At 65.3% G+C, this 25,413-nt stretch carries 20 protein-coding genes; 9 read left to right on the top strand and 11 right to left on the bottom strand.

Annotated features, from left to right (window positions below):
• The first annotated feature begins 1 nt into the window (after position 1).
• A complete protein-coding gene (locus ACQEVO_RS35510; protein ID WP_432923421.1) occupies positions 2-2,455 on the top strand; it encodes a hypothetical protein in 2,454 nt (817 codons plus the stop codon).
• Positions 2,456-2,677: 222 nt separating this feature from the next.
• Positions 2,678-3,604: a DUF6301 family protein gene (locus tag ACQEVO_RS35505; RefSeq protein ID WP_432921965.1), complete on the top strand. Its 927-nt coding sequence runs from the start codon at positions 2,678-2,680 to the stop codon at positions 3,602-3,604.
• A 13-nt stretch (positions 3,605-3,617) separates the two neighbouring features.
• Here ACQEVO_RS35505 and ACQEVO_RS35500 read toward each other — a convergent pair whose 3' ends face one another.
• Positions 3,618-4,121, bottom strand: a complete 504-nt coding sequence (locus ACQEVO_RS35500) for a DUF6301 family protein (protein ID WP_432921963.1) — start codon at positions 4,119-4,121, stop codon at positions 3,618-3,620.
• Positions 4,122-4,259: 138 nt separating this feature from the next.
• Here ACQEVO_RS35500 and ACQEVO_RS35495 point away from each other — a divergent pair, with 138 nt between their 5' ends.
• Together ACQEVO_RS35495 and ACQEVO_RS35490 are read left to right on the top strand one after the other, a co-directional pair.
• Complete coding sequence (locus tag ACQEVO_RS35495; protein ID WP_432921961.1) at positions 4,260-4,709, top strand: TY-Chap domain-containing protein; 450 nt, start codon at positions 4,260-4,262, stop codon at positions 4,707-4,709.
• A 35-nt stretch (positions 4,710-4,744) separates the two neighbouring features.
• Entirely contained in the window at positions 4,745-5,440 is a 696-nt protein-coding gene (locus tag ACQEVO_RS35490; RefSeq protein ID WP_432921958.1) for a hypothetical protein, read from the top strand.
• A gap of 782 nt (positions 5,441-6,222) precedes the next feature.
• Here the strand turns inward: ACQEVO_RS35490 and ACQEVO_RS35485 are convergent.
• From ACQEVO_RS35485 to ACQEVO_RS35445, 9 genes are all read right to left on the bottom strand, one after another.
• On the bottom strand, positions 6,223-7,914 hold the full coding sequence (locus ACQEVO_RS35485; RefSeq protein ID WP_432921955.1) for a hypothetical protein: 1,692 nt from the start codon (positions 7,912-7,914) through the stop codon (positions 6,223-6,225).
• A 2-nt stretch (positions 7,915-7,916) separates the two neighbouring features.
• Positions 7,917-8,237, bottom strand: a complete 321-nt coding sequence (locus ACQEVO_RS35480; protein WP_432921952.1) for a hypothetical protein — start codon at positions 8,235-8,237, stop codon at positions 7,917-7,919.
• A gap of 120 nt (positions 8,238-8,357) precedes the next feature.
• A complete protein-coding gene (locus ACQEVO_RS35475) occupies positions 8,358-8,666 on the bottom strand; it encodes a DUF6802 family protein (RefSeq protein WP_432921949.1) in 309 nt (102 codons plus the stop codon).
• A 272-nt stretch (positions 8,667-8,938) separates the two neighbouring features.
• Complete coding sequence (locus ACQEVO_RS35470; protein ID WP_432921946.1) at positions 8,939-9,130, bottom strand: PspC domain-containing protein; 192 nt, start codon at positions 9,128-9,130, stop codon at positions 8,939-8,941.
• A 277-nt stretch (positions 9,131-9,407) separates the two neighbouring features.
• Positions 9,408-10,790, bottom strand: coding sequence for a phosphoglucosamine mutase (gene glmM / locus ACQEVO_RS35465; protein WP_432921943.1), 1,383 nt, complete (start codon positions 10,788-10,790; stop codon positions 9,408-9,410).
• A 195-nt stretch (positions 10,791-10,985) separates the two neighbouring features.
• Positions 10,986-11,498: a 30S ribosomal protein S9 gene (rpsI, locus tag ACQEVO_RS35460; protein WP_432921940.1), complete on the bottom strand. Its 513-nt coding sequence runs from the start codon at positions 11,496-11,498 to the stop codon at positions 10,986-10,988.
• A complete protein-coding gene (rplM, locus tag ACQEVO_RS35455) occupies positions 11,495-11,938 on the bottom strand; it encodes a 50S ribosomal protein L13 (RefSeq protein ID WP_432921937.1) in 444 nt (147 codons plus the stop codon). Before rplM ends, rpsI begins: the two co-directional genes overlap by 4 nt.
• Positions 11,939-12,089: 151 nt before the next feature.
• Positions 12,090-14,015, bottom strand: coding sequence for a hypothetical protein (locus ACQEVO_RS35450; protein WP_432921934.1), 1,926 nt, complete (start codon positions 14,013-14,015; stop codon positions 12,090-12,092).
• 88 nt (positions 14,016-14,103) lie between these two features.
• On the bottom strand, positions 14,104-16,758 hold the full coding sequence (locus ACQEVO_RS35445; RefSeq protein WP_432921931.1) for an FHA domain-containing protein: 2,655 nt from the start codon (positions 16,756-16,758) through the stop codon (positions 14,104-14,106).
• Positions 16,759-16,872: 114 nt separating this feature from the next.
• On the opposite strand from ACQEVO_RS35445, the gene ACQEVO_RS35440 reads away from it, so the two are divergent.
• Entirely contained in the window at positions 16,873-18,306 is a 1,434-nt protein-coding gene (locus ACQEVO_RS35440) for a metallopeptidase (RefSeq protein WP_432921928.1), read from the top strand.
• 313 nt (positions 18,307-18,619) lie between these two features.
• On the opposite strand, the gene ACQEVO_RS35435 is transcribed toward ACQEVO_RS35440, so the two are convergent.
• Positions 18,620-20,218, bottom strand: coding sequence for an FHA domain-containing protein (locus ACQEVO_RS35435; protein ID WP_432921925.1), 1,599 nt, complete (start codon positions 20,216-20,218; stop codon positions 18,620-18,622).
• Between the two features lie 143 nt (positions 20,219-20,361).
• Here ACQEVO_RS35435 and ACQEVO_RS35430 point away from each other — a divergent pair, with 143 nt between their 5' ends.
• The 4 genes from ACQEVO_RS35430 (at position 20,362) to ACQEVO_RS35415 (ending at position 25,391) form a co-directional block, all read left to right on the top strand.
• Positions 20,362-21,570: a DUF7373 family lipoprotein gene (locus ACQEVO_RS35430; RefSeq protein ID WP_432921922.1), complete on the top strand. Its 1,209-nt coding sequence runs from the start codon at positions 20,362-20,364 to the stop codon at positions 21,568-21,570.
• A gap of 302 nt (positions 21,571-21,872) precedes the next feature.
• Positions 21,873-23,042, top strand: coding sequence for a TauD/TfdA family dioxygenase (locus ACQEVO_RS35425; protein ID WP_432921919.1), 1,170 nt, complete (start codon positions 21,873-21,875; stop codon positions 23,040-23,042).
• Positions 23,014-24,024, top strand: a complete 1,011-nt coding sequence (locus ACQEVO_RS35420) for an ornithine cyclodeaminase family protein (RefSeq protein WP_432921916.1) — start codon at positions 23,014-23,016, stop codon at positions 24,022-24,024. The genes ACQEVO_RS35425 and ACQEVO_RS35420 overlap by 29 nt, the downstream gene beginning before the upstream one ends.
• Entirely contained in the window at positions 24,015-25,391 is a 1,377-nt protein-coding gene (locus ACQEVO_RS35415) for an alanine racemase (protein ID WP_432921913.1), read from the top strand. The genes ACQEVO_RS35420 and ACQEVO_RS35415 overlap by 10 nt, the downstream gene beginning before the upstream one ends.
• Positions 25,392-25,413 lie beyond the last annotated feature (22 nt).

Raw genomic sequence — 25,413 nt, 5'->3', positions numbered from 1 at the left:
CATGAAGACCGGCGACTTCGCTACAGATCCAAGGACCAAGGAGGATGTCAAGCACAGAGCCACCATAGAAGAGACGTCCCAGTACCAGGTGCTCAATCCAGCAGCAAGAGAGGAACTGGACAAAAAATCCGAAGCTGCGATCGAAGCTCACGCCGAACGTACCGGGACAGCATCCGATCTCAATCACCTCATGCCGGAATTCGGTGTCGAAAAGCACAGCGAAATCAATTCGCCTGCGAAGCTGACCAAGCTGATGGAATTGAGGATAGAGGAGATCGCCCGCGATAGCTCTCTCAATGGCACCCAGAAGCGGGAAAGACTCGAACGCCTGAACGAATTCGAGTCCTTGGCAACTCGATACAACGAACAATTGAACCAAGCCAAGGCCTTGTCGAAGGAAATGGGTGAAATCGGCGCGATCGCACACGCTCTCGACCCGATCGCGCGGCCAGGCGCAATTCTGTTGGCACCATTCGATGGATTGATAGACGGCTCGAAATGTATTGACGGTAGGGACACCATCGACGTCATTTCGTTCCTTCCGGCCAGAGAGTCCGGACCAGGGCTACCCGGCCGACCGCCGACTCTCGTACTGAACGAAGCCAAAGGGGGCGGGTCACCCTTGAAAGACGCCGATACTCCGGATGGTCGCGCAGAGCAGGGATCACCCGAATATTTACGGCGCACTCTTGCCATCGACCTCAACCTACAACGCTTGCTGCACGAAACTCCGACTTCGATGCTCGAACGCGGCCTCGATCCGAACAGTCCCAAAGGCCGAGCTTATCTCCAAGCTCGCGCCGAACTACTGCGTGCTTTTTCCGACGGCACCCTGCGGTACGAGTACAACAAGATCCAAGTCACCCGCGACGGAACGGTAACTGAATCGCGTTTCACCCTGGAGCGAAACGGGAAGCTGCTGCCGATGGATGTTTTCGGCAGGACCGACCGCGAGCTGACCCGCGAACTCCTCCGGAATGACCGCACATATCTGCATTCTCAAGAATTGACACAGGATAACGCCCAAAAACTATCGGACTTACTAGAACCATTGGGCCGATATGACAGGGAAATAGTAGGCATCACGCTCCAACACACCGATGACGCTTGGCTATCGAACGCTAGATCCGTTCAGGCTATGCTGGAGGGCGAGCAAGCTCGCCAAGCACTCGACCGCGTGAGCGAAGCGCTGGCACAGGGAGGCTCACTATCCGAGATCAGCAAGCTCCTGGCTTCCGCAAAGAAAAATATTGCGGCAGCCATTGAAATCGAAACCGAGATCCGGAAAACAGCTGCTCGGGAACTCGACGTTGGAGATCTGTCGCAGATCGTCGAACGAAACATTGAGCTTGTGGCCGACGGCCGGAATCAAGAGGTACTTGTCGCCGTCAGGGTTCTGGAGCAAGATTTCATAGAGCATGCTACCCAGCGCATTCTTCAGTCGACATCGGAACGAGACAATTTTTCCCGATTCGTACAAGAAATGACAACAGATGCGCGCGCGTTGGAGAAGGATCGCTCCGATGGTAGAACTCCTGACCTCACCGAGTTACTGCGAGAGGTAGAATCCATAGACCGTGCCATCCTGGCGGAACGCGACTTCAACAGCCGGGAGCTCACACAGCTGGAACTCGAACCTGACCATCAGCGATTAATCGCACAAGTGCTGGACTCCGATTGCCGAGATCTCGAGTCGGCGCGAGAAGTATTCGAACGGCATATAATTGCACAAGCTGCCGCAAAGGCATCGGAAGCACGTGCATCGGATGCACAAGACCGCGCCCAGTTTCTGACGTATGCCCTCGATCATAGCCAGGAGATCGCCAACACTCTTGCTCGAGGCGTGGAACCAGATCCTGACCTCGTACGACAACTCGGTGACCAAATTCAGCGTGCGATCGAACACGAACGGGCGATCGAGACTCAGGCGCTCGAAGCGCTCGGTATCAGCGCTGAACAAGCCGAGTACGCCGCTCGCGTGCTGGATATTCAACGCGCTCGAGACTATGAACAGGCTCAGGAACTAGTAGTCCGCGAACAGGCGCGTACCGCACACAACGAGTTGGTCGGACCGACAAAGGGGCTACAGATTTCGGCAGGACAGGCCCATACATTGGATCCCGTTGCTTATGAGATGGTCAGGTACAACGAGCCGATAGCCCGCGATGGCCAAGCGTTGATCTATCAGCAGGCAGGTCGGGAACCCATTGCTATTCCACATGATTCACCGTCCCGGCGCTATGCAGAGATCGCGAAGTTGATCAGCCGGGGCGTACCTCCCGAGTTGGCCCTGAACCGATACCTTGTGGATATAAGTCAATCCAGGGACCCGGCGGAGGCGGTCCGCCGGCTCCCAACCGCCAATGAACTACAGGTAAAGAGGGCCAAGGATGCGCAAGCCTTGGAACGAGCCCGGCAACAAGGACTGGGACGAGGACTGGGCGATGGGCGCTGACGACCAGAGAGGCTCAATAGTGTGGGAGGTACGAACGTTCGCAGCCAGTCGACGTCTAACGCATCCGTTCGATTACTCTCAGGCGGTTACCACATGACTCCTGCCAGCCAAATACTGAGCGTCTTCATGCACGGCAGACTAGACCAACACCGTCTGGACAGGTTGAGAGCATCACTCGGACTGCTACCTCACGGATTCGCCACTCGACAGACTGTCAACGAGGTGGCGCGACGCAGCTACCAGCATCCACACATCGAATCAGTCACCTTGATGACCGTTACTCTTCTGTGCAGCGGAAGTGAAGAATGGGCGCTCAGAGTCGAAGCCATACCCGGCACCGATATTTCCAAATGGCAGAAACTGGCTGAATCAGCTACGCGAGCCGTCGGACTCGAGATTGTCGAGATCAAGTCCTATACCAACACGGCCCCCTCGCAGGCGACTTCGTGTTCGAACGTCTACGCGGTGCCCGCTCGCAATGCTGACGGATCACCATCGCCAGAACCTTCCAGCCCGATATCTCTCAGACAGGCCGAAAACCTCGTTGCTGAACTATTCCCTGCTGATAAACCCATCCGAGCATACAGTTCACATAAGCCAACATTGCAGCGCCACAGTCCTGGGTATCCGCCGAATCCGGAGTTTCAACTACGAACACCGCCCGTACGTCGATCCGAACTGAGCAGCCATGAATTAGTACAACTGGCCCGCGGACTCCGCACGATGCGCTGGTCGTGGCTCATGGACGATCTTCTTGGGCTAGGCGAAGTAGCCGACGACTGGATAGTCGTCGAATCCGAACCCGACCGTATAACCATTGACACTCAAGCGGTCCATGGATATTGCTATATCGAAGGTCGGGAGGGCTTGGCGGAAGCGATCAGCTATCCGGTAGCAACTATTTCCGCCGACGAAAGCTACCGCACTCCGCCATCCGAAATGTTCAACAGGATGGCAGCAGCTCTCAGCAACGTCTACGGCGCGGCGACAACGGACTCATCCAACAATGATCAGCATTGCGATTGGGCCGGATCCGAAAATACCTTGAGGCTACTTCATCAACCACCGCATATCTGGCTCGTCCTCCAGCTGAATAAAAGAAGAGGGAGGCTCGACTATTCACCCGATCCGCGGTGGAGGACGCAATGAAAGACTCGAAACATCAAATATTCTCGTCGTCCAGTCCTTCGTCCGGTAGTTCGGCAGCAAGGTCTTGGAGAGCAAGAGAACTGTTGGTGACGAGCTCCAGGACAACCGACACCTCTAGATCCCTCAACAATAATGTGGTATCAGGTCCGGCCCAACGAACTTCAGGTATCTCTCCCGGTCGTCGGGTCGATGGATCGCCCAGCGTAGCGGACAGCACAGTAGTGAACCGGGCGAACGCATCACGGGTCTGGCCTCGTCCGCGGTTCCCCTCGTCGACGAAGTCGGTAATCCGCACCCGAATAGTGTTGGCGCGGCCGTCACGCCCCAAGACCTTTCCGCTGCCCATGCCGAATCCGGATTCGAACATTACCCACGATGTATCAGACATTTCGACCCGCCAACCGAACTCGTCCGCCAGCGAAGGAAAATCTTCGATTAGCCACGACCACTTCAGCGAACGCAGTCGTTCGACAAGCTCGACAAGGGCAACGTCACTCAGTACTCGCCACTCGGTCATCACGCCATCCTATCGATGCCACCTGAAATCCCCCAGAGAACCGTGGGATCTATTTTCTTCCCTTGCCCCCGGGCACCGTCCCATGGACCGTTCTCTTACGGTACAGTGCGCAGCAGAAGCCAGACCAAGGGGGGCGACATGATCGAATGGACGGAATTCACAGAAGGGTTGTCCCAGACGCTCGCAACGCTTCCCGTCGGGGCCATTGTGATCATCTCCGAGCGTGTCCCGCGGTCCGAGAACATGCGTTTTGCGCAGTTCTGTTGGTATGACACAGGCATTCACGCTGAGATACCCGGGGGCCGCCGGCTGACCATGGCCGGCGAAGACGGCCCTCGGATCGTCGCGGGTGCCGGATGGCATGAACCCAGATCACCCTGGGACGGAGAGAACTGGTGGACCAAGGTGCCTTGGCCTGCGCCCACTGACAGCTACCGGAAACTCGCATCGATGATGGTGACGGCCCTCCGTGATGCCTACGGCATACCGAACCCGGACGCCCTTGAATACAATGCATGGGACGAAGAATCCGAAAACGCCCCAATGGAGCTTCCGCTACTCGGTATCAGATTCCATCCGGGCAAGTAGGCACTTCGACTACCACACGGATAGAAAGCATCTACATGACCGACGTTCACATATTCCATTATCTCGGTAGGTCGCCCCTTCCTCCTCTATCGGATAAAGATCGCGATAATGCGCGGCGGAACCCAGGGAAATGGTTCTACTACATCGATCCCGCTGTTCCCACGGACGGGCCGATCCATCCAGAAAACGTAATGTCGGGACGAAGGGCGGATGAAGAAGGAAATGTGACCGACGAGGTCTGGAGAAACGCCGATTTCGTACCTAAGCCTGAGACTGCCAGGATGCGTTTCGCCAACGCTTTCGAGTTGATATTCTGGCGAACACTCGAGGGGTATTGTCCTGCGGCGGATTTCGTCGATGGCTTGTCCCGAGCAGAGTTCATCACCATGGCAACGCCGGAACAACCCGGTATGGTTCCGATCTACCCCGAAAACGACGGCGAGCAGGTCCTGCGGATATATACGTCCGCACAGTTCCTACCGAACGATGCCAACCCTTGGCTCCGCGTGCCGATCTCCGGGAAGTATGTGCTGGACGAGATCTGCCCGATCGAGAACTCTGTTATCCACTTCAATCCCGGCGGAAGGCCGAGTGTCGGCTTCGCGGGATCCATGATCGCCTCGCTGTGGGATGAACTGCAAACGGTCAATGCGAGAATACGGGCCGATGAAGAGAACGGAATTTCCCGGCCAGCGCACAGGGAGCCTGGGCGGCCACAGTGGATGCCGTAGCGCTGCCCGGTGACACAGTCGACCACGCGGGGGACCTGACCGATCCCGGTTTCCGTTCAGTACGACCCCGCCCGATGATCCCGGCGAGGGTCTTGATAGATCCAGGTCTGCACCGAGACCGGAGACACACCGGGGGAATCACTTCGAAGCGGGGGGCGGGGGCAGTTCGTGCCAGCCTCCGGCTTCAACTGCCTTCAGACCAGCCAGCTGTTGCGTCGGTAGTACTCCGCTTCGTCGTCACCATCGTCGTCTATCGGTGCAACAACGCTGTTTCTGCGGCGAGCGGCGGCGGCGCGAGCGATAGCTTCCCGCGGGTCGAGATCCTCTGCCCGCACCGGCTGCGCCGGTAGCCCTGTCGCATCAGGCCGTTGCGCAGGTACGCCGGCGCCTCCCGCCGGTGTGATTACCTCATGCTGTCTACGCAACTCCTCGTTCCGCAGCCGCTGAATCTCGGACTCCCGGAGTTGGAAGGAATGGGAATCGGGCTCTTGTCCGCTCAGATGTGACTGCCTATTGTTGCGGGTCGCCTCCCCGCCCCACCCGTCACCTGAGCTCCCGTTTTCGGTACCAGGTTCTGCCGTCTCCTGCCGAAGCCGCGACATTTCTGCCACCGCCTGTTCGGCCAGTTCGCGGCTCCGGGCTTCACGTCGGGCCCTGGCCTCCGCCATGCGCTCCGCAATGCGTTGAGAATATCGACGACATTCCTCGCCGATCCGTTCGACTTCGCTCGCCACTTTCAACTCACCGATCGCATCTGAAAATCGTCACCGCGCTACTGTCTGTCACAAAGGACCCGCTTCGGCCAATTGAGCACCGGTGTCCACAGGAGGCCCCGGCGGCGGAGCCGCCGGTGGCTCGGATTCGGCCGTCTCATCCTCCGGCTGCTGTGGCGGTGGATAGTTCTGCGGTTGGTGCTCGCCATCCTCTTCGGGCTTTCCTGCCGGAGCTCCTGGAACTCCGGCAGGCTGGCCGGCCGGCTGCTGATTCTCGGTTCCCGGGGGCGCCTCGCCGACTGGAGCATCACCCACGATCGACGGCTTACCGTCTGGGCCGATTTCGACCTGGTAGGTAACCGGTTCACCATTGGGGCTGTCCACCACGAGTTTCAACTGACCGTCGGGTCCGACTTCGAGTTTGTAGTTCTGGCCGTTGAACTCGACACCTTTGTCGTTCTCGGGATCCGGCTCGCCGTCGCCGTCGGCGTCTGTATCCGGTTTGCCGTCACCATCGAGGTCCTTGTCAGGCTCGCCGTCGCCGTCAGCGTCCTGGTCTGGTTTACCGTCGCCGTCCAAATCCTTGCCGGGCTCTTCGTCACCGTCCGGATCGAGTACGTTCTCGGCCTGTTCCCGCAACTGCTCGAGCGTACTCGTGATCTGCTGCGTAGCCGAACTCACCAAACTGTTCAGACCCTCGGTCACCTGGGTGCCAAGACCCGACGAAGCGAGCTGGGTGCCCAACGCGGCGATAGTCGACAACGGATTGTCGGTGCTGGCCGTGGTCGTCGACGGCGGAGTCGTTGTCGAGGGTGCCGTTGTGGTTGCAGGTGTTCCTGGCGTCGAGGGTGCACCCGGTGTTGTAGGTGCACCGGTACCAGTCGGGGTCCCGGCCGGGCTGGTCGTCTGGGGGGCCTGCGAAACATCTGGGCACGGATACTTGGTCGCATTCAGATTTTCGAATGCCTTGACCAACTCGTCATAGACCGCACCGATTTTCTGATTCGCTTCATTGCAGGCGTCAACAAACTCGGTAATATTGGATTCGTATTCCGTCTTGAAGATGGCGTTGAGCCATCGTTCACATTCCCACTTCAGCTTACCCAGGCCGGATGTATTGGTAGACTTACCGGACACATCCGAGGGTGTGGCAAAAAGCGTCTTCACCTGATAATCAGGAAATGCCCGATTGACTCTGTCGATTAGACTGTCGGACCCGAACAATGAACTCGTAGAACCGTATTCACCTCGAACGAAGGTGATGATATCCTTCACGTCTTCGGGAGTCTTGCTGTTATCGACCTTGACATCCTCGCTGGTCGAAATTCCATCGGCCGCAGTGGCAATTATCGCAAGCGCATCCCGCAGCGCCTGCGGAGTAGGGTCCATTTCCTCATGGACCTTACGAACGATGGCGATATCAGCTTCGGACAACTGGAGTTGCGTTGCCATCATCGCCGAAGCCCCCGCAGCCGCCTCACCCCACCACACCGTAGGTATGGTCTGCGAAAATGTCATTTGCCGGTTACGCTCAGGAGTAACCTTTTCGAGGACCACCTTCAGCGCACCTGCCGAATTCCGGAACGCATCCTCGTTCAAACCGTTCAACCGATAAAAAAGAGCATGCAACTCGTCGTAGGACTTGAATCCCGGCGGCTTTCCATCTCCTACCCATCGGAGGTATTGCTCTTCCAGTTTTCTAAAATACCAGAGCGCTTTCGAACCGGCGTCGAACAGCTCGGAACATTTGCGGTTTTCCATTGTCAGCTCGCAGCCTGCTCGGTGTTCTCAGAGTTCACCTTATCCACTGTTGTTACCGAGATTGCGTTCTGCCCGATCGCATCACCGGTGAGCTGTGTGGCCTCGGCCCAATCTTTCAGCCATTGCTGTACTGTCAACAGGCCGTTGTGAATAGCATCCCCCTGCGTCTTCTTATATGCGAATCCGGTATCCGTAGGCGCAATCATGTTGTCGGCAACGCCCTGCACCTGACGCTTGACGGCGTCTGCGCTGTCCCGCAGGTTGCTGGCCAAATTCACTACCGCGTCGCTATCCATGCCGACCGGTTGATCACCCGTACTCATGGGTCTCCCCTCCGTCCTGCCCGCCCCTCCCGGGAGGTCCCCGATCGGCCCTGCGGCGCTCTGCTGCTACTGATTCGACGCGCCCGCCCGGGTTCCGGTTCCCGGGCGTTCAGTTTTTACTTACTCCCCCACGGTCCCCTGGTCCGTCTGACGCCATTCGCCCGTCCCGTCGGGGTTGCGGTGGTACTCCCAGGCAGCGTAGTCGCCGTCGTTTTCGACCACGCTGAGCTGGTCGGCGTAGCCGTCGAGGTCGGAGTCCGTCCAGACACTCATCGAGTCGGGGCCCGTGGTGGTGAAGGTATCGAGGATGCCGTCACCGTTTAGGTCTTGGGTGGGGCTGTCCATCTCGACGGGGCCGAGGTCGTCCAGGGAGGAGGTGGTGTCGAAGCTCGGCATTCCGAGACCTGGGAACTCTCCGGATAAGGGCATGGGTCCTCCTGAGTTCCATATATCGGCGGTAGTACAGGTTTTCGCCTATCTTTCCATCCCCCGCGGCCGAGCGCAGCCCCCGGATCCCGCACACATCTACCGGCACGGAACAAGCCCTGTTCTGCACAGCGGCCCCACTGTTGGCGCGGCAACCCGAGCGAGACCCGGTACAGCGCGGACAGGGCAACCGTTGATACAGCGCGGCCCCGCTCCCATACGGGAACGGGGCTCGGGGGCGGCTCTCAGAGGAGCCGGAAGTCCGAGATGCGCCGTCAGTGTTTCGGCATCATCAGCCACAACACCAGGTAGATGACGAACTGGGGGCCGGGGAGGATGCAGGAGAGGACGAAGAGCAGGCGGACGATTCCGGAGCTCCAGCCGAAGTACTGGGCGATACCGCCGCAGACTCCGCCGACCCACTTGTCGGTGGTGGAGCGGGTGAAGCGGCGTGCGGGGGCGGTCATGGGCGGTCCTTTCGATAACGGGGACTACGCCCTCCACTGTCCGCGCGCCGGGATGGGCGCGCATCGGTAGCGATACCGATCCACACCCTGATATCCGGCCGGCCCGTCTCAGGGTCGAACCCCGAAGCGGCCGATCGGATCGCGACCCCGTCCCTCCTGGCACGCTCTCGCCGCCGCCGAACCCGGTAGGCGGTAAGGTTCGTCGGCGCATTCGCGGCCCGATGTGTGGCACGGGTATCGCCGCGGTTCCGTCGATCGGTCCCGCAGCGATATCGGCCTAAACCGCCGCAACCAGTTTCGCGAGGTCGCCGGCGAGTTGTTCGGCGCGGTCGTGATCGGTGGCTTCCACCATCACCCGGACCAGTTGTTCGGTTCCGCTGGGACGCAGCAGGATTCGGCCGGTGTCACCCAGCAGGCCCTCCGCGGCGCGGACCGCCTCCAGGATTCCGGGGTCGGCGGTTACGGCGGCTTTGTCGGTGACCGGGACGTTCACCAGCACCTGCGGTACCTTCTGCACCACATTCGCCAACTCCGCCAACGGCTTTCCGGTCGCCGCCATTCTGGCCATCAGTTGCAGCCCGGTCAGGATTCCGTCGCCCGTGGTACCGAAACGCGGGAACACCACGTGACCGGACTGTTCGCCGCCGAGGGTGAATCCGCCGGCGCGGAGTTCTTCGAGCACATAGCGGTCGCCGACGCCGGTGGTGCGCACGGTGATCCCGGCCGCGCGCATGGCGATATGCAGACCCAGATTGCTCATCACGGTGGCGACGAGGGTGTTCTCGGTGAGGGTGCCGGCTTCGTACATGCCGAGGGCGAGAATCGCCATGATCGCGTCGCCGTCGACGACATCGCCGGCGGCGTCCACGGCGAGGCAGCGGTCGGCGTCGCCGTCGTGGGCCAGGCCGAGATCGGCGCCGTGTTCGCGGACCGCGCGCTGCACTTGTTCGATATGGGTCGAGCCCACACCGTCGTTGATATTGAGCCCGTCGGGTTCGGCGTTGATCGCGATCACCCGCGCCCCGGCTTCCCGGTAGGCGGCGGGACCGACTTCCGACGCGGCGCCGTGGGCGCAGTCCACGACGACGGTCAGACCGTTCAGGTCCCGGCCGGTTACCTCGACAAGGTGCTCGATATAGCGCTCATGGGTGCCTTCGAGACTGAATTCGGGCAGATCGAATCCGGGATGCCGCGACCCCGGCGCCGCGAGCACCCGACCGATCTCCGCACCGGTCGGCCGGGCGAAATCACCCGAGGCGGCTTCGGCCTCGATCCGGTCCTCGACGGCGTCGTCGAGTTTGTGCCCGCCCGCGGCGAAAATCTTGATCCCGTTGTCGGGCATGGGATTGTGCGAAGCGGAGATCATCACGCCGAGGCTGGCGTCGTACAGCGCGGTCAGATAGGCCACGGCCGGGGTCGGCAGTACGCCGACCGGTAACACGTCCATTCCGGCCGCGGTGAGGCCCGCGGTGACGGCGGCCTCCAGCATCTCGCCGCTGGCGCGCGGGTCCCGGCCCACCACCGCGACCTTGCGGCGGCCCGACCGGACCTCGGTTCCCAGAACATGTGCGGCCGCTCCCGCGATGCGCAGCGCCAGTTCCGGGCTCAGCGAATCATTGGCCAGCCCGCGTACTCCGTCGGTGCCGAACAAACGTCCCATACCTTGCCCCTCGTCAGTGAGTCCACAGCGCGCGACGACCCCTGCCGGAAACACCGTCGAGACGGCCGGCCGACGAGCACCGCGGTAGATATAGCACGAGAGCAGGCGGCCAGACTCCGGCTGGCTGCCTGCTCTCGGAACCGGCACCGGCCTGCCCGCCCACATACCGTGAGCGGACGGCCGGCATCGGTGATATCAGCGCTTCGAGTACTGCGGCGCTTTACGGGCCTTCTTGAGGCCGTACTTCTTACGCTCGGTGGCACGCGGGTCACGGGTGAGGAACCCGGCACGCTTGAGCGCGGGACGGTCGTCGGGGTTGGCGACGATCAACGCGCGGGCGATGGCCAGGCGCAGGGCACCCGCCTGACCGGAAGGACCGCCGCCGTGCAGGCGCGCGAACACATCGAAGGATTCGAGGCGCTCGACGGTGACCTGCGCGGACTTCACCAGCTGCTGGTGCACCTTGTTCGGGAAGTAGTCCTCGATCGTGCGGCCGTTCAGCACGAAGTTGCCGGTACCCGGCACCAGACGCACCCGGACCACGGCCTCTTTACGGCGGCCGACGGTCTGGACGGGACGGTCCAGCGGGGCGGCGAACTCGACGAACTCGGCGTCGTCGTCGTAGACGACACCCTCGTCGAGCACCTCGGCGGCGGCGTCTTCGACGACCGCTTCGTCGTATTCGGTGTATTCCTCGGGAGCGGTCACTGGGCCACCTGCTTGATCTCGAACGGAACGGGCTGCTGGGCGGCGTGCGGGTGGTTCGGGCCCGCGTACACCTTCAGCTTGCCGGCGATGGCGTTGCCGAGCTTGTTCTTGGGGATCATGCCCTTCACGGCCTTCTCCACCAGACGATCGGGGCGGGTATCGAGCACCTCACCGACAGTGCGGGACTTGAGGCCGCCGGGATGCCCGGAGTGGTGGTAGATGCGCTTGCCGTCGCGCTTGTTGCCGCTGATGGCAACCTTGTCGGCGTTGATGATGATGACGAAATCGCCACCATCGACATGCGGAGCGTAGGTCGGCTTGTGCTTGCCACGCAGCAGATTCGCTGCCTGAACGGCAAGACGGCCGAGCACTACGTCAGTGGCGTCGATGACGTACCACTGCCGGGTCACGTCACCCGCCTTCGGGCTGTACGTAGGCACAGTGCTTCCCTGTCTGTCGTCGGTGCTGCCGGCCAGGTATGCGGCTGAGGGGTTCCCGGCGGCCGGTTGAGACCCGGGACTCGATGTTCCGCACACCAGCGGACCACGATACCAGCCGGGTATCGACCCGCGAAAACCGGCCGCTACCGGGTCAGATGTCGAACGGCGGGCCGGGGTCGGTGATGCCGGGGCGGCCTGGGACCAGGTAGCGCAGGGTGTCGATCCCGGGCTCGCCGCACTCGGCCGAATCCTGCTCGGTCGGTTCCGGCGCGAGGCCGGGCGCACCGGTCTCGGGGGCGCGGGCATACAGCGAGTGCCCCTGCGGACCCGATTCGGCCGGGGGTTCGACCAGCAACCGCGGCATGGGTACGCAGCCGGCGACACTGTGCAGCGTCGTTGGGCGAGCGTCGCCGCCCGCCGCCATCTGTGCCTGCGCGGTTTCCGCCCCACCGGTAGCCCAGACCGAGAGGGCCAGCAGGCTCACCACACCGAGCACGGCGTGGGCGCCGAACAAGTTGTCCTTCACCTTGTTCCAGAGCCTGCCCTGTCCCGGTTCACCTTCCGGTTCACGGCCGGAACCCGGCCCACCCCCGGGCCCCGGTTCGCTGCCGGACGGGCCGGGCGGCTGCCCCGGTCCGGGTCGTACGGGGGCCGGCGGCTGGTTGCCGGTTTCGGGGTCGGGCGCGCGGGTGAAGCGACCGGCCGCGCCGGATATCGGGGGTGGCAATTCGGAGCGATCGACCTGCACCGTCGCATCGTCACCCGCGCCGGGGTGCGGCGCGCCCGCCGGTGGCCGCGTGCTGTAGGACTGCTGCGGTCCGGGCTGGGAGGCGGCCGCAGACCCGTCCCCGGCAGGACGACCGCTTTCGCGAGGATCGGATCCCGGAACGTGCATGCCCGGTACGGGCGGGCCGGTTTCGCCGGACCGGAACTGCCCGTAACTGGACGGGTCCGGGCCCGGCCGCGCCGAACCGGAGCCGGCCGGGCCGGGGCGGGCCGGATAGGGCCCGGGTGGGTTCGGCCCGGCGGGCGGGTTGTGCGCCGGATTACCGGCGGGCGGACCCGGCGGCGGCACGGGCGGGTGTGGACCGGCCGCCGGATTCCGCATCGACGGTCCACCGGCCTCGTCCGGCCGGCCGGGCACTGCGTAGTGCGCCCCCGACCCGTACGAGCCGGGCGCGGGCTGCGGATACGGTGCCGGGTCTTCCTCCTCGTCGTCCTCGTTCTCGGTCACCAGCAGATGCGTGGCGCCGAGGACGAGGGCGTGCATGGGGTGTTCGGCCTTCCTGAGCCGCTGGCCGAGGTGGTTGCGGAAGGCGAACCGCAAAGTTTCGTTGAACACCACCTGCCCGGCCAGCAGCACCGTGGAGTTGTCCGCGCCGATCGCGCGGGCCGCGGCCATCACCTCGATCACGGTGTCGTCGGCGACGCGCGGGTTGCGGGTGGATTCCGGGTCGATCGGGACGTACACCGATTCGGTGGGCCGCTCCTCGTCGCCGTGTACCGCGACGACCAGGACATTCGCCCGGCCGTCGACCACCTGGCCGTCGAAGTGGACCGCTGTCGCGCCGACCCCGTCGGGCAGGGCGTGGTCGGGGGCCCGCACCAGCCCGAGCGCCCGCACATAACCGGAGAGCGCGATGGATTCCGGGATCGGCTCCACCTCGACGTCGAGTTGTTCGACCAGCCGGGCGTAGGCGTCGATCTTCGGGTCCGGCCAGTCGTCCGGGTACGGCAGGGCGATCACATCGGGTTTACCGCGCAGATAGGTGCCGACCGCCGCCAGCGGGTTGTAGAGGCGGGCCCGGAAGACCAGTTCCGCCGGCCAGGTGGCGCCGGCGATCACGATCTGCGGGTGCCCGAGGATCTCGCGGACATCGGGGATGGCCATCCCCAGATCGGGCCGCTGTCTGTCCGCTCCGGCGGTGTAGAGCTTCCCCGACGCATCGGCCAGCAGATAGGCAGGTGGGTTGTAGCTTCCCTCGACCTGTACCGGACGGATGGGCACGCCGGATCCGCCCGCGGCCACGGACACCACATCCCAACCGAGGTGTACCGCACCAACTCGCACCATCACAGGCATCAGTGTGCCTGCTGTCCGGTTGTCGCGCTCGCCGCCCCTGCCCACCGGCGGCGGAGGTGAACGACGGGGCCGCTCGACGGTCTCATCTCGCGGACTTCTTGAGTCGCAGACGGCTCCAGGTGAGCAACGCGATCACCACTGTGAGCGCCACCACCATGCCGATATCCAGGAACCAGGCGCCGCGCGTATGGTCCCAGAACCCGTCCGGTTGCGCCTGGATGAACAGTTCCCGAATATCCACGGTGGACGCCGCCGCGGCATAGCCCCAGCGCGACGGGAACAGCCAGGTGACCTGCTCCAGTACCACCCGGTCGGTGACCGGGATCATCCCGCCGGCCATCACCAGCAGGCCCATGATCGCGACCGCGAGCAGCGGCATCACCTGTTCGCTGGACCTGGCCAGGCTCGACAGCAGCAACCCGAGCACCACACAGGACACCGCGGTGACCGCGATATCGATGTACAGCTCGGCGCCACCGGACGCCAGCACCGACCCCTCCTGCGGCCGTTTCTTGCCCAGCAGCACGAAACCCACCAGCACCGCCGACTGCACCAGCGCGGCCAAGCCGAAGACCATGACCTTGGCCGACAAATATGCCCCGGGCCGCAACCCGACCGCGCGTTCCCGGACGTAGATCGTGCGCTCCCCCACCAGGTCACGCACGGTGAGGGTCATCCCCATGAAACAGGCGCCCAGGATCAGCACCACCAGCAGCATCTGCGGTTCGGAATCACCGTTGGGCACGAACGTTCCGTCGTCCAGCTGGATCAGCGGCGGCCGGCCGAAGCCGTTACTGCCCGGCACCAGCAGCGACAGGCCGCCGAGCACGAACGGCAACAGCACCAGGAACGCCATGTAGCCGCGATCGGCCAGGATCAGCCGCAGCTGCCGCCGGGCCAGGGTGGAGAACTGTTTCCAGGAACCCGATTGCGGTGGCGAACCGCCACTGCCCTGCCGGGCCGCGGGCGGCGGCGGGGGCGGGAGCGCGGCCTGCCGGGACCGGAAGTGCGCGAAGGCCGCGTCCGGGTTGGCGGCGACATCGGCGAAGATCTTGGCCCAATCGCTGGTACCGAGCGCGGATTCGACGCCCGCCGGGTTGCCGGCGTAGGCGGTTTTGCCGCCGGGGGCGAGCAGCACCACCTGGTCGCACATGTCCAGGCAGGCCACCGAGTGGGTCACCACGATCACCACGCGACCGGCGTCGGCCAGTTCGCGCAGCATCATCATGACCTGCCGGTCCAGCGCCGGGTCCAGGCCCGAGGTCGGTTCGTCCAGGATCAGCAGGGAGGGCCCGGTGAGCAGTTCCAGCGCCACCGATGCGCGTTTACGCTGGCCGCCGGAGAGCCGGTCCACGCGGGTGTCGGCATGCTCGGTGAGCGAGAGTTCCCGCAGCACGCCGTCGATCACCTGCTGGCGGTCGGCCTTGGAGGAGTCGGGTGGCAGCCGCAGTTCGGCCGCGAAACCGAGCGCCTGGCGCACGGTGAGCTGCCGGTGCAGCACATCGTCCTGCGGGACCATGCCGATACGGGAACGCAGCGCCTCGTATTCACCGTGCAGATCGCGGCCTTCGAAGATCACCCGGCCGCCCGACGGCTGGGTGCTGCCCGCGATCAACCGCGACAGTGTCGACTTACCGGCACCCGACGGGCCGATCAGCGCGGTGAGGGTGCCCCGACCGGCCTGCATGTTCACATCGACCAGCAACTGCTTGTTGCCTTCGACGGTGAACCCCACCCCGTGCACGGACAAACCCTGTTCGGCGACCGGCCGCTGCCGGTGGACCAGGGTGCCCTGGGAGACCTCGAAGTCGATATTGCCGATGGTGATGATGTCGCGTTCGCGCAGCACCGTGCGCTGCTGCCGGACACCGTTGACGAAGGTCCCGTTGGCCGAACCGAGATCCTCGATCGTCAGACCCTCGGCGCCCGCGACCAGGCGGGCGTGCTTACGCGACGCCAGCGGATCGTTGACGACGATCTGATTGTCCGAGGTACGGCCGATGGCCAGGCCGCCGGCCGGGATCCGGTCGGCCCGGGCGATCGGGCCCTCACTGGCGCGGTGCCGGACCGGCGGGACGGCCGCCACGCTGGCCTTGGCGGTCATGTTCACATTGGCCGGCTGCGGCGGGACCACACCCGAATGCGGCTGCGCCGGTTGCCCACCGCTGTGGGGCCACTGCTGCTGCGGCCGCTGGGCCTGCGGGTCGGCCGGGGTACGGCCGCGCGGCGGCTGGACCTGTGGCTGCGGCCCCGAAGGAGGCCGATTCGGCGGCGGCTGACGCTGCGGACCGGACGGGAACGGCTGCGGGGTGGGCGAGAAGGGCTGCTGCCCACCGGGAAACTGCTGCTGCCCCGAGGGATACGGCTGCTGCCCGGAGGGAAACTGCGGTGGCGCGGCCGGGCGCTGTGCCTGCTGCTGGGGGACACCGGACGGAACCAGCCACAGCAGCGGGCCGCTGATCGCGTCGCCGAGGCGGACCTGGGTGGGCCGGTCGATCGGAACCGGCCCGTTGAGGCGGCGTGCGTCGACGAACACTCCGTTGGTGCTGCCGTTGTCGGTGAGTACCCAGGCTCCCGACTGCCAGGCCAATCGCGCGTGAACACGCGAGACCAGCGGACTGTCGACGAACAGCGTCACCTCGGGCGCGCGGCCCAGAGTGATCTGCTGATTCGAATCGAAGACACGTTCGGTTCCATCATGGCGCACCGTGATAGTGCGCACCCCCGGTGCAGACATGCAGCGGATACTATTCCATTACCCGGGCATCGGAGATGTCCCCGCTGGGGGGCGAACTCCTCAGCTCCAGCGGGATATGCCAGCACCCGAACCGGCCGAAATGGGGGACGATCCATGCCGAAACTCCGCGGCGCCGCGCTCGCCGTGGCGGCGCTGTGCGCACTGCTGCTGGTCACCGGGTGTACCCGGGCGGTGGACGGCCGGGCGGTCTCCATCTACGACAATCCGTTCCAGGTGGCCGGCCTGCCGACCACCAGCGGCCCCAGCGGGCCCCGGGAGAATGTCCCGCCCAGCGATCTGACCGCGGAGAACAGTGACGGCGGCGAGATCGACACCCTGGCACTGAACGCGGTCACCGATGTCCAGGCGTATTGGGAGGAGCACTACGACGCCGAGTTCGAGGGCGAGTTCGAACCGGTGCAGAAGCTGATCTCCTGGAGCGCGCGCGATTCGCGGAGTAAATCGGCGGAGTTCTGCACCGAATCGACCTACCGCATGGTCAACGCCGCCTACTGCCGGTTGGACAACTCGATCGGCTGGGACCGGGCGCTGCTGCTGCCGACGATGGCCGAAACATTCGGCAAGATGGCGGTGGTGATGGTGATCGCCCACGAATACGGGCACGCCATCCAGAACAACGCCGATCTCGTGGAACGCGACGATCCGGTGATCGTGAAGGAACAGCAGGCCGATTGTTTCGCCGGCGCCTACATGCGCTGGGTCGCCGAGGGGGAATCGGAGTACTTCACCATCAACACCTCCGACGGCCTGAACTCGGTGCTCGCCGCCACGGTCGCGATCCGCGATTCCGATCCCGACGACCCCGAAAGCGTGCACGGTTCGGCGTTCGAGCGGGTCACCGCCGTGCAGATCGGTTTCACCGACGGCGCGAAGGGTTGTAAAGGCATCGATATGGACGAGATCGAACAGCGCCGCGGCGATCTCCCGCAGAGTTTCGACGGTGCGTCCGGGGAGTTCGAGATCACCGAACAGAGCCTGGTCGAGCTGAGCAAAGCCCTCTCGGTGATCCTGCCGGTGCCCGACGAGCCGACCTACAGCTACGACGGCGCCGAAATCGACTGCAGCGACGGCGTCGCCACCGAACCGGTGACCTACTGTCCGGCGAACAATACGATCGCCACCAATGTCGACGGGCTCTCCGAGCGCGGGACCGCGACCGACGATTCCGATGTCCCGCTGCCGGTGAAGGTCAGCGGCGACTACAACGGCTACGTCGTCTTCATCTCCCGCTACACCCTCTCCGTGCAGCGCAGCCGCGACCAGGAACTGGTCGGCGCGAAAACCGGGCTGCGAGCCGCCTGCCTCTCCGGAGTCGCGACCGGGAAACTGGCCGAGACCGGCCGCGCCGAAGGCGATATCACCCTCGCCGCGGGCGATCTGGACGAGGCGGTCTCCGGCCTGCTGACCGACGGCCTGGCCGCCAGCGACGTCGAGGGCAAAACGGTACCCAGCGGCTTCTCCCGCGTAGACGCCTTCCGCGCCGGAGTCCTCGGCGGCGAACAAACCTGCACCGCCCGATACGAGTAACGCCCCGGGGTTTCCAGCAGCGCTCCTCGCCGACCGCTCGTTCCCGGCATTCGGATTGCCCACCTCCATGGTTCGGGGCCCGTCTCGTTCTGGAGCGACGGAGCGGGGGAGCGAAGCGGAGGAGCGGAGGAGTGAAGAACGAGACATCCGGGGGCCCCGAACCCCGCGCCGCCGCAGGCGGCGCCATGACACCGTTCGGGGCCCGTCTCGTTCTGGAGCGACAGAGCGGGGGAGCGAAGCGGAGGAGCGGAGGAGTAAAGAACGAGACGTCCGGGGGCCCCGAACCCGCGCCGCCGGAGGCGGCGCCGACAATTCAGCTCCCGAAGGGGGGTGGTGCGGCGGATTCGAAGCGGAGCATGCGGTTGCCGATCAGGATTTCTGTGCCCGGGACCAGGATCACCGGCTGGTGTGGCGGGATCCGCACCCATTCCCGGTAGCCGGCGGCGCGGGTCCGGGTGCCGTTGGTGGATCCCCGGTCCACCAGTTTCACATCCCAGTCGACCAACAGCAGTTCCGCGTGCGCGCGTGACATTCCCCCGGAGTTGTCGGTGACCTGCAAGGGGGTGAGCCCGCGCCGCGCCGGTTCGGATTTCTCCGGGTCACGGCCGAGGACGGAATCGGTTTCCAGCAGGTAGGTCGAGCCGTCGTCGAGGACGAGGATGCCCAGTGGCGGCCGCATCACCTCGATGAGGGGCTGGGTTTGGTCCACCGGCATTCCGCATACGCTGCAGAACGCCGAGCGGGGGTCGGTGGGATGGGCGCGCGCGCATTTGAACCCGCGGACCTTCACGGTCAGCGCGTTACCTTTCGCCGTCGCCTCGGTGCGGCGGCGCAGTTCGGCGTCCAGCGGCGGCGTGGCGCGCTCGGGCGGGCCGTGCACCGGTGAGACGGGGAGGTCCATCCGGGGAGTGGGGTGTACGAGCGGCCGGTGCGGCGGGTCGGTGGGCCGGTACCGGGGGTCTCCGGATTCGTCGGATCTCGCGCCGGCTCGGCTCGCTTCCCCTGCCGCCGGCGCTTGCCGGCCGCTGATCTCGGTCTCCGCGTGATGCCGATCGGCGGACGAGGGATGCGCGCCACTCGCCCGGCCGCGCCCCGCGGTATCACCCGGATCGGCCTCCGTGGCAACAGTCGCCTGCTCCGAGAGTTGGCTACTGTCCGGCTGTGGTGTCGCGGTGGCGGTCACCACATCATCCGGATCCGGCTGTCGCGACGATTTTTCCCTTTCCGGCCGAGCCGCCGCGTCGCCGTCACCGGCCGCCTGCGGCGTGATCTCGACGAGGGCGGACGGCTTGCCCAGTACGACGCCGCGGCTGCCGGCCGACGGCACCGCGCCGGATTCGCGGTCCGCGGCCGTTTGCCGGGCCGGCGGCGACCAAGCGATCACCGCGGCGGCTTCGGCGATGCCCTCGACCAGCCGGCCGATACCGCGGACCGCGGGCAGTTCGGGCCGGGAATCGTCGTCCGGGGCGACGGGTGGATCGTCGACGAACAGTGCGACCGCGCGCTCCGGGACAGCTACGGCCCGGTCGACGGTGAACACCGCGTCGCGGCCGTGCAAATATTCGGTGCCCTCCCCCGCCACTACGGCGGTGACGTCACCGTGCAGGAAGATCGCCACGCGATCCGGTCCCGCCGCGGACAGGATTCCGAAATCGACCGATGTTCCCGGGCTGGTGCGTTCGGCCCGTGCCGTGAGCCATCTCGTCGCTTCCCGGGCGATGGCGGCGCCCGGGCCGTCGGGGTGCCGCGACGCCGCCTCGTGGACCAGTTCGGCCAGGCCGACCAGCGCGCGCACGGCCGGGGAATCGGCGGCCGGCCGGCCCGGCCCACGATGCGCCACCAGTACCACCGCGCCCGCGACCCGGGCCGCGGCGTGCGGGCCGGGCACCACCTCGACCTGCTGGTCCTGCATGCGGATCAATCTCCGCCGGGGCGTTGTCGCGGGTTGTCTACCACCACACCAGGGTATGGCACGGCCACCGGTCGCCCTCCCCGAGATCGCGGCCGGTCGGGTAACTTCAAGGGTGCAGCTTCGATCGGAACGAGGGGCCGGCCATGCTTCGGACAACACGTCGCGGCGTCTTCACCGCGCTTGTCGCCCTGCTGGCAGCAGGGGTGTCCGGGTGTAGCTCGGTGGCGGGGACGCCGGTTGCGGCGGAGATCGATGTGCGCACCCTGGCGGTGGGCGATTTCCCGGTCGACCGGTTCACCTACTCCCAAGACGCGGGCGATCACGGCCCGATGCTGGAGGGTATCCGGATGTCGGAGGCGGTGGTGGCGAGCAGCCAGGTCGATCCGTCGCTGAAGTTCGGGCGTGGGTCGAAAGTTCTGCCGGACGCGGAGACCGCGGTGGACTTCCTGGCCAACGTATCCGAGCCGATCCTGAGAAACCGCAGGATGGTCGTCGGTTACGCGGCCAGCGGTGCCGACCGTGACGATCCGGAAGGCCGGACCCGGCCCAACCCCGACGCCACCGCGATCACGGTGGTGGCCCTGCGGTTCCCCGATACCGACAGCGCCGGGAAGGCCGCCGCGGAGCTGGAGGCCGCCGATATCGGTGTCTCGCCGGACAACCGGAAGCTGAAGTCGACGGAGCATCCGGACGCGTTGCTGCACTGGCGGCCCGGGATCGCGAATATCGGCGCGTTCCTGGCGCACGAGCAGTTCGTGATCTCGCTGTTCGTGCAGCGGCCGAAGGCCGACAGCGACGATCTGGTGGCGTGGGTGGACAAAACCCTCACCGCTCAGCTGGCGCAGCTCGACCGGTTCGTACCGACGCCGACGGCCGATATCGCGGATCTGCGGGTCGACCCCGAGAACCTGCTGGCGCGGGTGGTGGTCGCCGACCGTGAAGGCCACGAGCCCGATCCGGACCAATTCGCTGTCTACGGTCGCAACTACCTGCTCAATTCCGCCGACGACCAGCCCGACCGGGCACGTTTGTTCGACGAGGCCGGTTTCGAACGCACTGCCTACGCGGACGGGAGTTCGGTGGCCCGGGTGCGGGATCCGGCGGGGGCGCCGATCCTGGTGGACGGTTTCATCGAATCGGCCGGGCCGGCCTACGATCCGCTACCGGCCCCGGTGGATGTGCCGGGCGTGAAATGCCTGCAACTCAACGACTCCGGCGATCCGGAACGCCAGTACCGGTATCGCTGTTTCGTCCCGTACAAACGGTATGTCGGCGTGGTGTCCAGCGATAGCGAGGCCGAGATCCGGGAGAAGACGGCGGCCCAGTACGCCCTGCTGGCGAACAGCCTGTAACCCGCTCACGAAGGCGGCCGGCCGGGCCGTAAAACGTTGCGGCCCGGTCCTTCTCATCACCGGCGAGTCGGCCGGATTTTGCGGCTAGGGCAGGCTAGCCTTACCGTGTTCTGCGTCTCATCGCGTCAGCCACGCCCGAGCACCATACACCCGCCCACCTGTACGTTGAGTTTTTTATTCCCAGTTGCTATCAAACGCCGTAGTTAGGTAACCCTTGCCACTGCGGCGGCCACGCACTACCTTCGCACATCGACTCGTCCGCACCGGTACCGCGATCCACGATTCCGAGAAGGGGAACTTTGGTGAAAAGCGTTCTCTCCGAACGTAAAGCGCTTCACCCACCCAACATCGACGATATCGAGCACCGTGAGTTACCCGGCACCGCCGCACGGGCGGTACGTGAACTGGCCGCTGAGATCGCCCTCACATGGACGCCCGTACCCGGTGGTCCGGATGCCCCCCTGTCCGACCCGGTGTTCCTGGATCAGATCGGTACCCGGGCCGCCCGGCTGCCCGCCGAGGTCCGCACCGCGGTCCGCCCACCGGCCACCTCCGCCGGAGCATGCATCGTGCGGGGGCTGCCGTTGTCCGACACCGAAATCGGTCCCACCCCACCGGATTGGCAGACCGCGGCGGTATGGAGCACCGACCCGGACCGCCCCGGTTGCTCGCTCGAACTGGATATCGCCCTGCTGCTGCTCGCCGCGGCGGCCGGTGAACCATTCGGCTGGGCCGGTCAGCAGGACGGCCGGCTGGTCAACAACATCGTCCCCGCGGCCGGACACGAACAGGAGCAGTCCGGGGCGAGCAGCAGCGTTCTGCTCAGCCCGCATACCGAGGACGCGTTCCATCCGCTGCGCGCGAATATGCTCATGCTGGGCTGCCTGCGCAATCACGATCTGGTCGGTACCACCGTCTCCTCGGTGCGCCGGGTCCGGCTGACCGGCCCGCAACTGGAAACGCTGCGAACACCCACCCTGCCGATCCTGCCGGACGTCTCCTACGGATCGGCGTTCGACCGGGCCGCCGCCGTACCGGTGCCGACACTGTGGAGCGAACCCGGGCGCGAGGACGATCCCGATTCGCGCACACTGCGTTTCGACCCCGCCTACACCCCGCTCCACGATGCCGGCCCGGAATTCCGCGCCGCCTACGCACAACTGGAACGCGAACTCGAACGGGTCTGTGTGGTCGCCGCCTTGCGTCCGGGTGAGCTGCTGCTGGTCGACAACGATGTCGCCGTCCACGGCCGGGTACCGTTCACCGCCCGCTACGACGGCACCGACCGCTGGCTCAAACGAGTGAACATCCGGCTACCCGAACGCCCGCGCCGCGCCGCCGAATCCAGGGAGAATGGATACGGTCAGCAGATCGTCGCCCCCTTCGCACCGACGGCATCGCGGCCGGTGCGCGGGGTGGCGGAAGAGCGGAACGGTGCAGTAGATGATCGAGGATCCGTTGGGCATACGTGACCGAGCAACCCCCCTGCGCGTACTGAGCCGCAGCGATCTGGCCGATGTGCCGGTCGCCCCGGCCGAGGTGGTCCGCGCGGTGGAGGAAGCCTATATCGCCCTGGCCGGCGGGGATTCCGACAACCCGCGCAAACTCAGCGTCGCCAATCCGGACGGCTGGTCGGTCGCCTACGCCATGCTCGGCCGCGACGGCCGGCGCCGGGTGGTGGCGATGAAGACGTCGTACAAATTCGACCCCGGCCACGACCGCACCACCAAGCGCTACTACACGACCATCACGCTCTACGACGACACCACGGGCGCGCCCATCGCGATGATGGACTGCTCCCGGGTGGGCGCACTGCGCACCCCGGCGGTGTCCGCTCTCCTGGTACGCGAAACAGTGAGCCGGGAAGCGGATTCGGTGCTGTTGATCGGTACCGGCACACAGGGCCGCAACGCGCTGCCGCATCTACTGGCCGCCAATCCGCAACTGCGCAAACTGATGCTGTACGGGACGCATCCCGAGGGCATCGAGGCCGTCCACCGGCAGCTCGCCGAGTACGCCCCGCATGCGCTGCTGCACACCGTGGACGACCCCTACGCCGCGGCGCGCACGGCCGATGTCGTCCTGGCGACGGCGGGGCCCGGAACCGAGGTCGCGATCGAATCCGAGCATCTGAAACCGGGTTCGGTGGTGGTCCTGGTGGGTTACGGCCTGGCCCCCTCGACCCTGCGTGACGCCGACCGGGTGGTCGCCACCAGCGCCGAGCAGATGGCGCTCACCGGCACCGATATGGCCGACGAGAACGGCGTTCTACGTCCGGTGGACGCCGAACTGCCGCAGATCCTGAGCCGCCGCGCCGTGGCCCGCCGGCGCGCCGACGAGCGGATCTTCGTCTACAACAGCGGTCTGGTACTCACCGATATCGCGGTCGCGCACGCGCTGGCCGAACGGGCCATCGCCGAGGGCCGCGGTACGGAGGTCGCGCTATGGGATTGACCGGAGCCGATGCCCCGGCCGGCGCCGGCGCCGATGCCCTCGGCGAGCACGCCGGGACGGTGGCGGCCCCACTGCCCGCCCACCGTGACGCCTGGGAGGAACAGGTCCTCGACGACCCGGATCTGCTCGGAGATATCGCGTTCGCGATCGGCGGACCGTTTCATCTGATGTATCCACCCCGGGTGGTCGAGAACATCCGCGGATTCCAGCGAGTTTTCACCGATTCCGGTGTTACCGGTGCCGTGTACTACGGCAAGAAGGCGAACAAATCGGCGTGCGTCGCCCGGGCCTGCGCCACCGCGGACGCGGGCATCGACGTATCCAGCACCGGCGAACTCGGCGCGGCGCTGGGGCAGGGCGTTCGCGGGGCGGACCTGATGGTGACCGGCCCCGAGAAATCCGAAGAACTGCACTGGCTGGCCGCCCGGCACGGCTGCCTGATCGCCGTCGATTCGCTCGGCGAATTGAATCGGCTGGCCGCGCTCGATATTCCGGTCCGGGTGCTGTTGCGGGTATTGCCGGCGGCTTCGGCCAGCAGGTTCGGTATGCCGGCCGACGAACTCGACCAGGCCGTCGCGGCAGCCGCGGGTTTTCCATCGGTCTCCCTGCACGGCTTCAGTTTTCATCTCTCCGGATACGATCCGGTACCGCGCGCCGAGCTGGCCGTCCGGCTGCTCGACCGTATTCGCGACGCCCGGGCCCAGGGACATCCCGCGACCACGCTGTCCATCGGCGGCGGTTTCGGGGTGGATTATGTTCCCGCCGAATACTGGTCGGCATTCCGGGAACAGGCGAGCCGCCGCTGGTTCCATTCCGGGAAAACGTTCGAGTCGTATTATCCGTATTTCTTTCCCGCCCCCGGACCGGCGATGCTGACCGCCATCCTGGAACACGGCGACCTCGCCCGGCAGCTCCGAGAGACGGAGACGACGCTGGCCGTCGAACCGGGTCGCGCCCTGCTCGATCGGGCCGGCAGCACCGTCTTCCGGATCCAGGGTCACAAAACCCGCCACGAACACGGGCAGCCGTACCGGGTACTGACCGTGGACGGTTCCAGCCTGAGCCTCTCGGAACAGTGGTTCGACAGCGAATACCTGCCCGACCCCGTGCTCTGGCCCGCCGGCCCCGGAAAACCCACGCCCACCGTCGTCGGCGCCGCTACCTGCCTCGAATCGGACATGCTCAGCTGGCGGCGGATCCCGCTACCCCGCGCGGGAGAAACCGGCGATCTGCTGATCTACCCGAATACCGCCGGATACCAGATGGATTCCAACGAATCGCCCTTTCACGAATTACCCATTCCGCCGAAAGTGGTGCTTTCGCCGGCACCGGGCGGCCGGTATCGCTGGGCGCTCGAACGTTCCTGACCCAGGTGGCCGCCGGCCCGGC

The sequence above is a fragment of the Nocardia sp. CA-290969 genome, from assembly GCF_050936135.1.
Classification (GTDB): domain Bacteria; phylum Actinomycetota; class Actinomycetes; order Mycobacteriales; family Mycobacteriaceae; genus Nocardia.
Note: the sequence above shows the minus strand (reverse complement) of the source record. Positions and strands in the feature narration are given on the sequence as shown.

Excerpts from the sequence above, each read along its gene's own strand:
- ACQEVO_RS35510 (WP_432923421.1), top strand. The coding sequence starts at position 2 with ATGAAGACCGGCGACTTCGCTACAGATCCAAGGACCAAGGAGGATGTC.
- ACQEVO_RS35500 (WP_432921963.1), bottom strand. The coding sequence starts at position 4,121 with ATGACCGAGTGGCGAGTACTGAGTGACGTTGCCCTTGTCGAGCTTGTC.
- ACQEVO_RS35495 (WP_432921961.1), top strand. The coding sequence starts at position 4,260 with ATGATCGAATGGACGGAATTCACAGAAGGGTTGTCCCAGACGCTCGCA.
- ACQEVO_RS35490 (WP_432921958.1), top strand. The coding sequence starts at position 4,745 with ATGACCGACGTTCACATATTCCATTATCTCGGTAGGTCGCCCCTTCCT.
- ACQEVO_RS35485 (WP_432921955.1), bottom strand. The coding sequence starts at position 7,914 with ATGGAAAACCGCAAATGTTCCGAGCTGTTCGACGCCGGTTCGAAAGCG.
- ACQEVO_RS35480 (WP_432921952.1), bottom strand. The coding sequence starts at position 8,237 with ATGAGTACGGGTGATCAACCGGTCGGCATGGATAGCGACGCGGTAGTG.
- ACQEVO_RS35475 (WP_432921949.1), bottom strand. The coding sequence starts at position 8,666 with ATGCCCTTATCCGGAGAGTTCCCAGGTCTCGGAATGCCGAGCTTCGAC.
- ACQEVO_RS35470 (WP_432921946.1), bottom strand. The coding sequence starts at position 9,130 with ATGACCGCCCCCGCACGCCGCTTCACCCGCTCCACCACCGACAAGTGG.
- glmM (WP_432921943.1), bottom strand. The coding sequence starts at position 10,790 with ATGGGACGTTTGTTCGGCACCGACGGAGTACGCGGGCTGGCCAATGAT.
- ACQEVO_RS35445 (WP_432921931.1), bottom strand. The coding sequence starts at position 16,758 with ATGTCTGCACCGGGGGTGCGCACTATCACGGTGCGCCATGATGGAACC.
- ACQEVO_RS35440 (WP_432921928.1), top strand. The coding sequence starts at position 16,873 with ATGCCGAAACTCCGCGGCGCCGCGCTCGCCGTGGCGGCGCTGTGCGCA.
- ACQEVO_RS35435 (WP_432921925.1), bottom strand. The coding sequence starts at position 20,218 with ATGCAGGACCAGCAGGTCGAGGTGGTGCCCGGCCCGCACGCCGCGGCC.
- ACQEVO_RS35430 (WP_432921922.1), top strand. The coding sequence starts at position 20,362 with ATGCTTCGGACAACACGTCGCGGCGTCTTCACCGCGCTTGTCGCCCTG.
- ACQEVO_RS35420 (WP_432921916.1), top strand. The coding sequence starts at position 23,014 with ATGATCGAGGATCCGTTGGGCATACGTGACCGAGCAACCCCCCTGCGC.
- ACQEVO_RS35415 (WP_432921913.1), top strand. The coding sequence starts at position 24,015 with ATGGGATTGACCGGAGCCGATGCCCCGGCCGGCGCCGGCGCCGATGCC.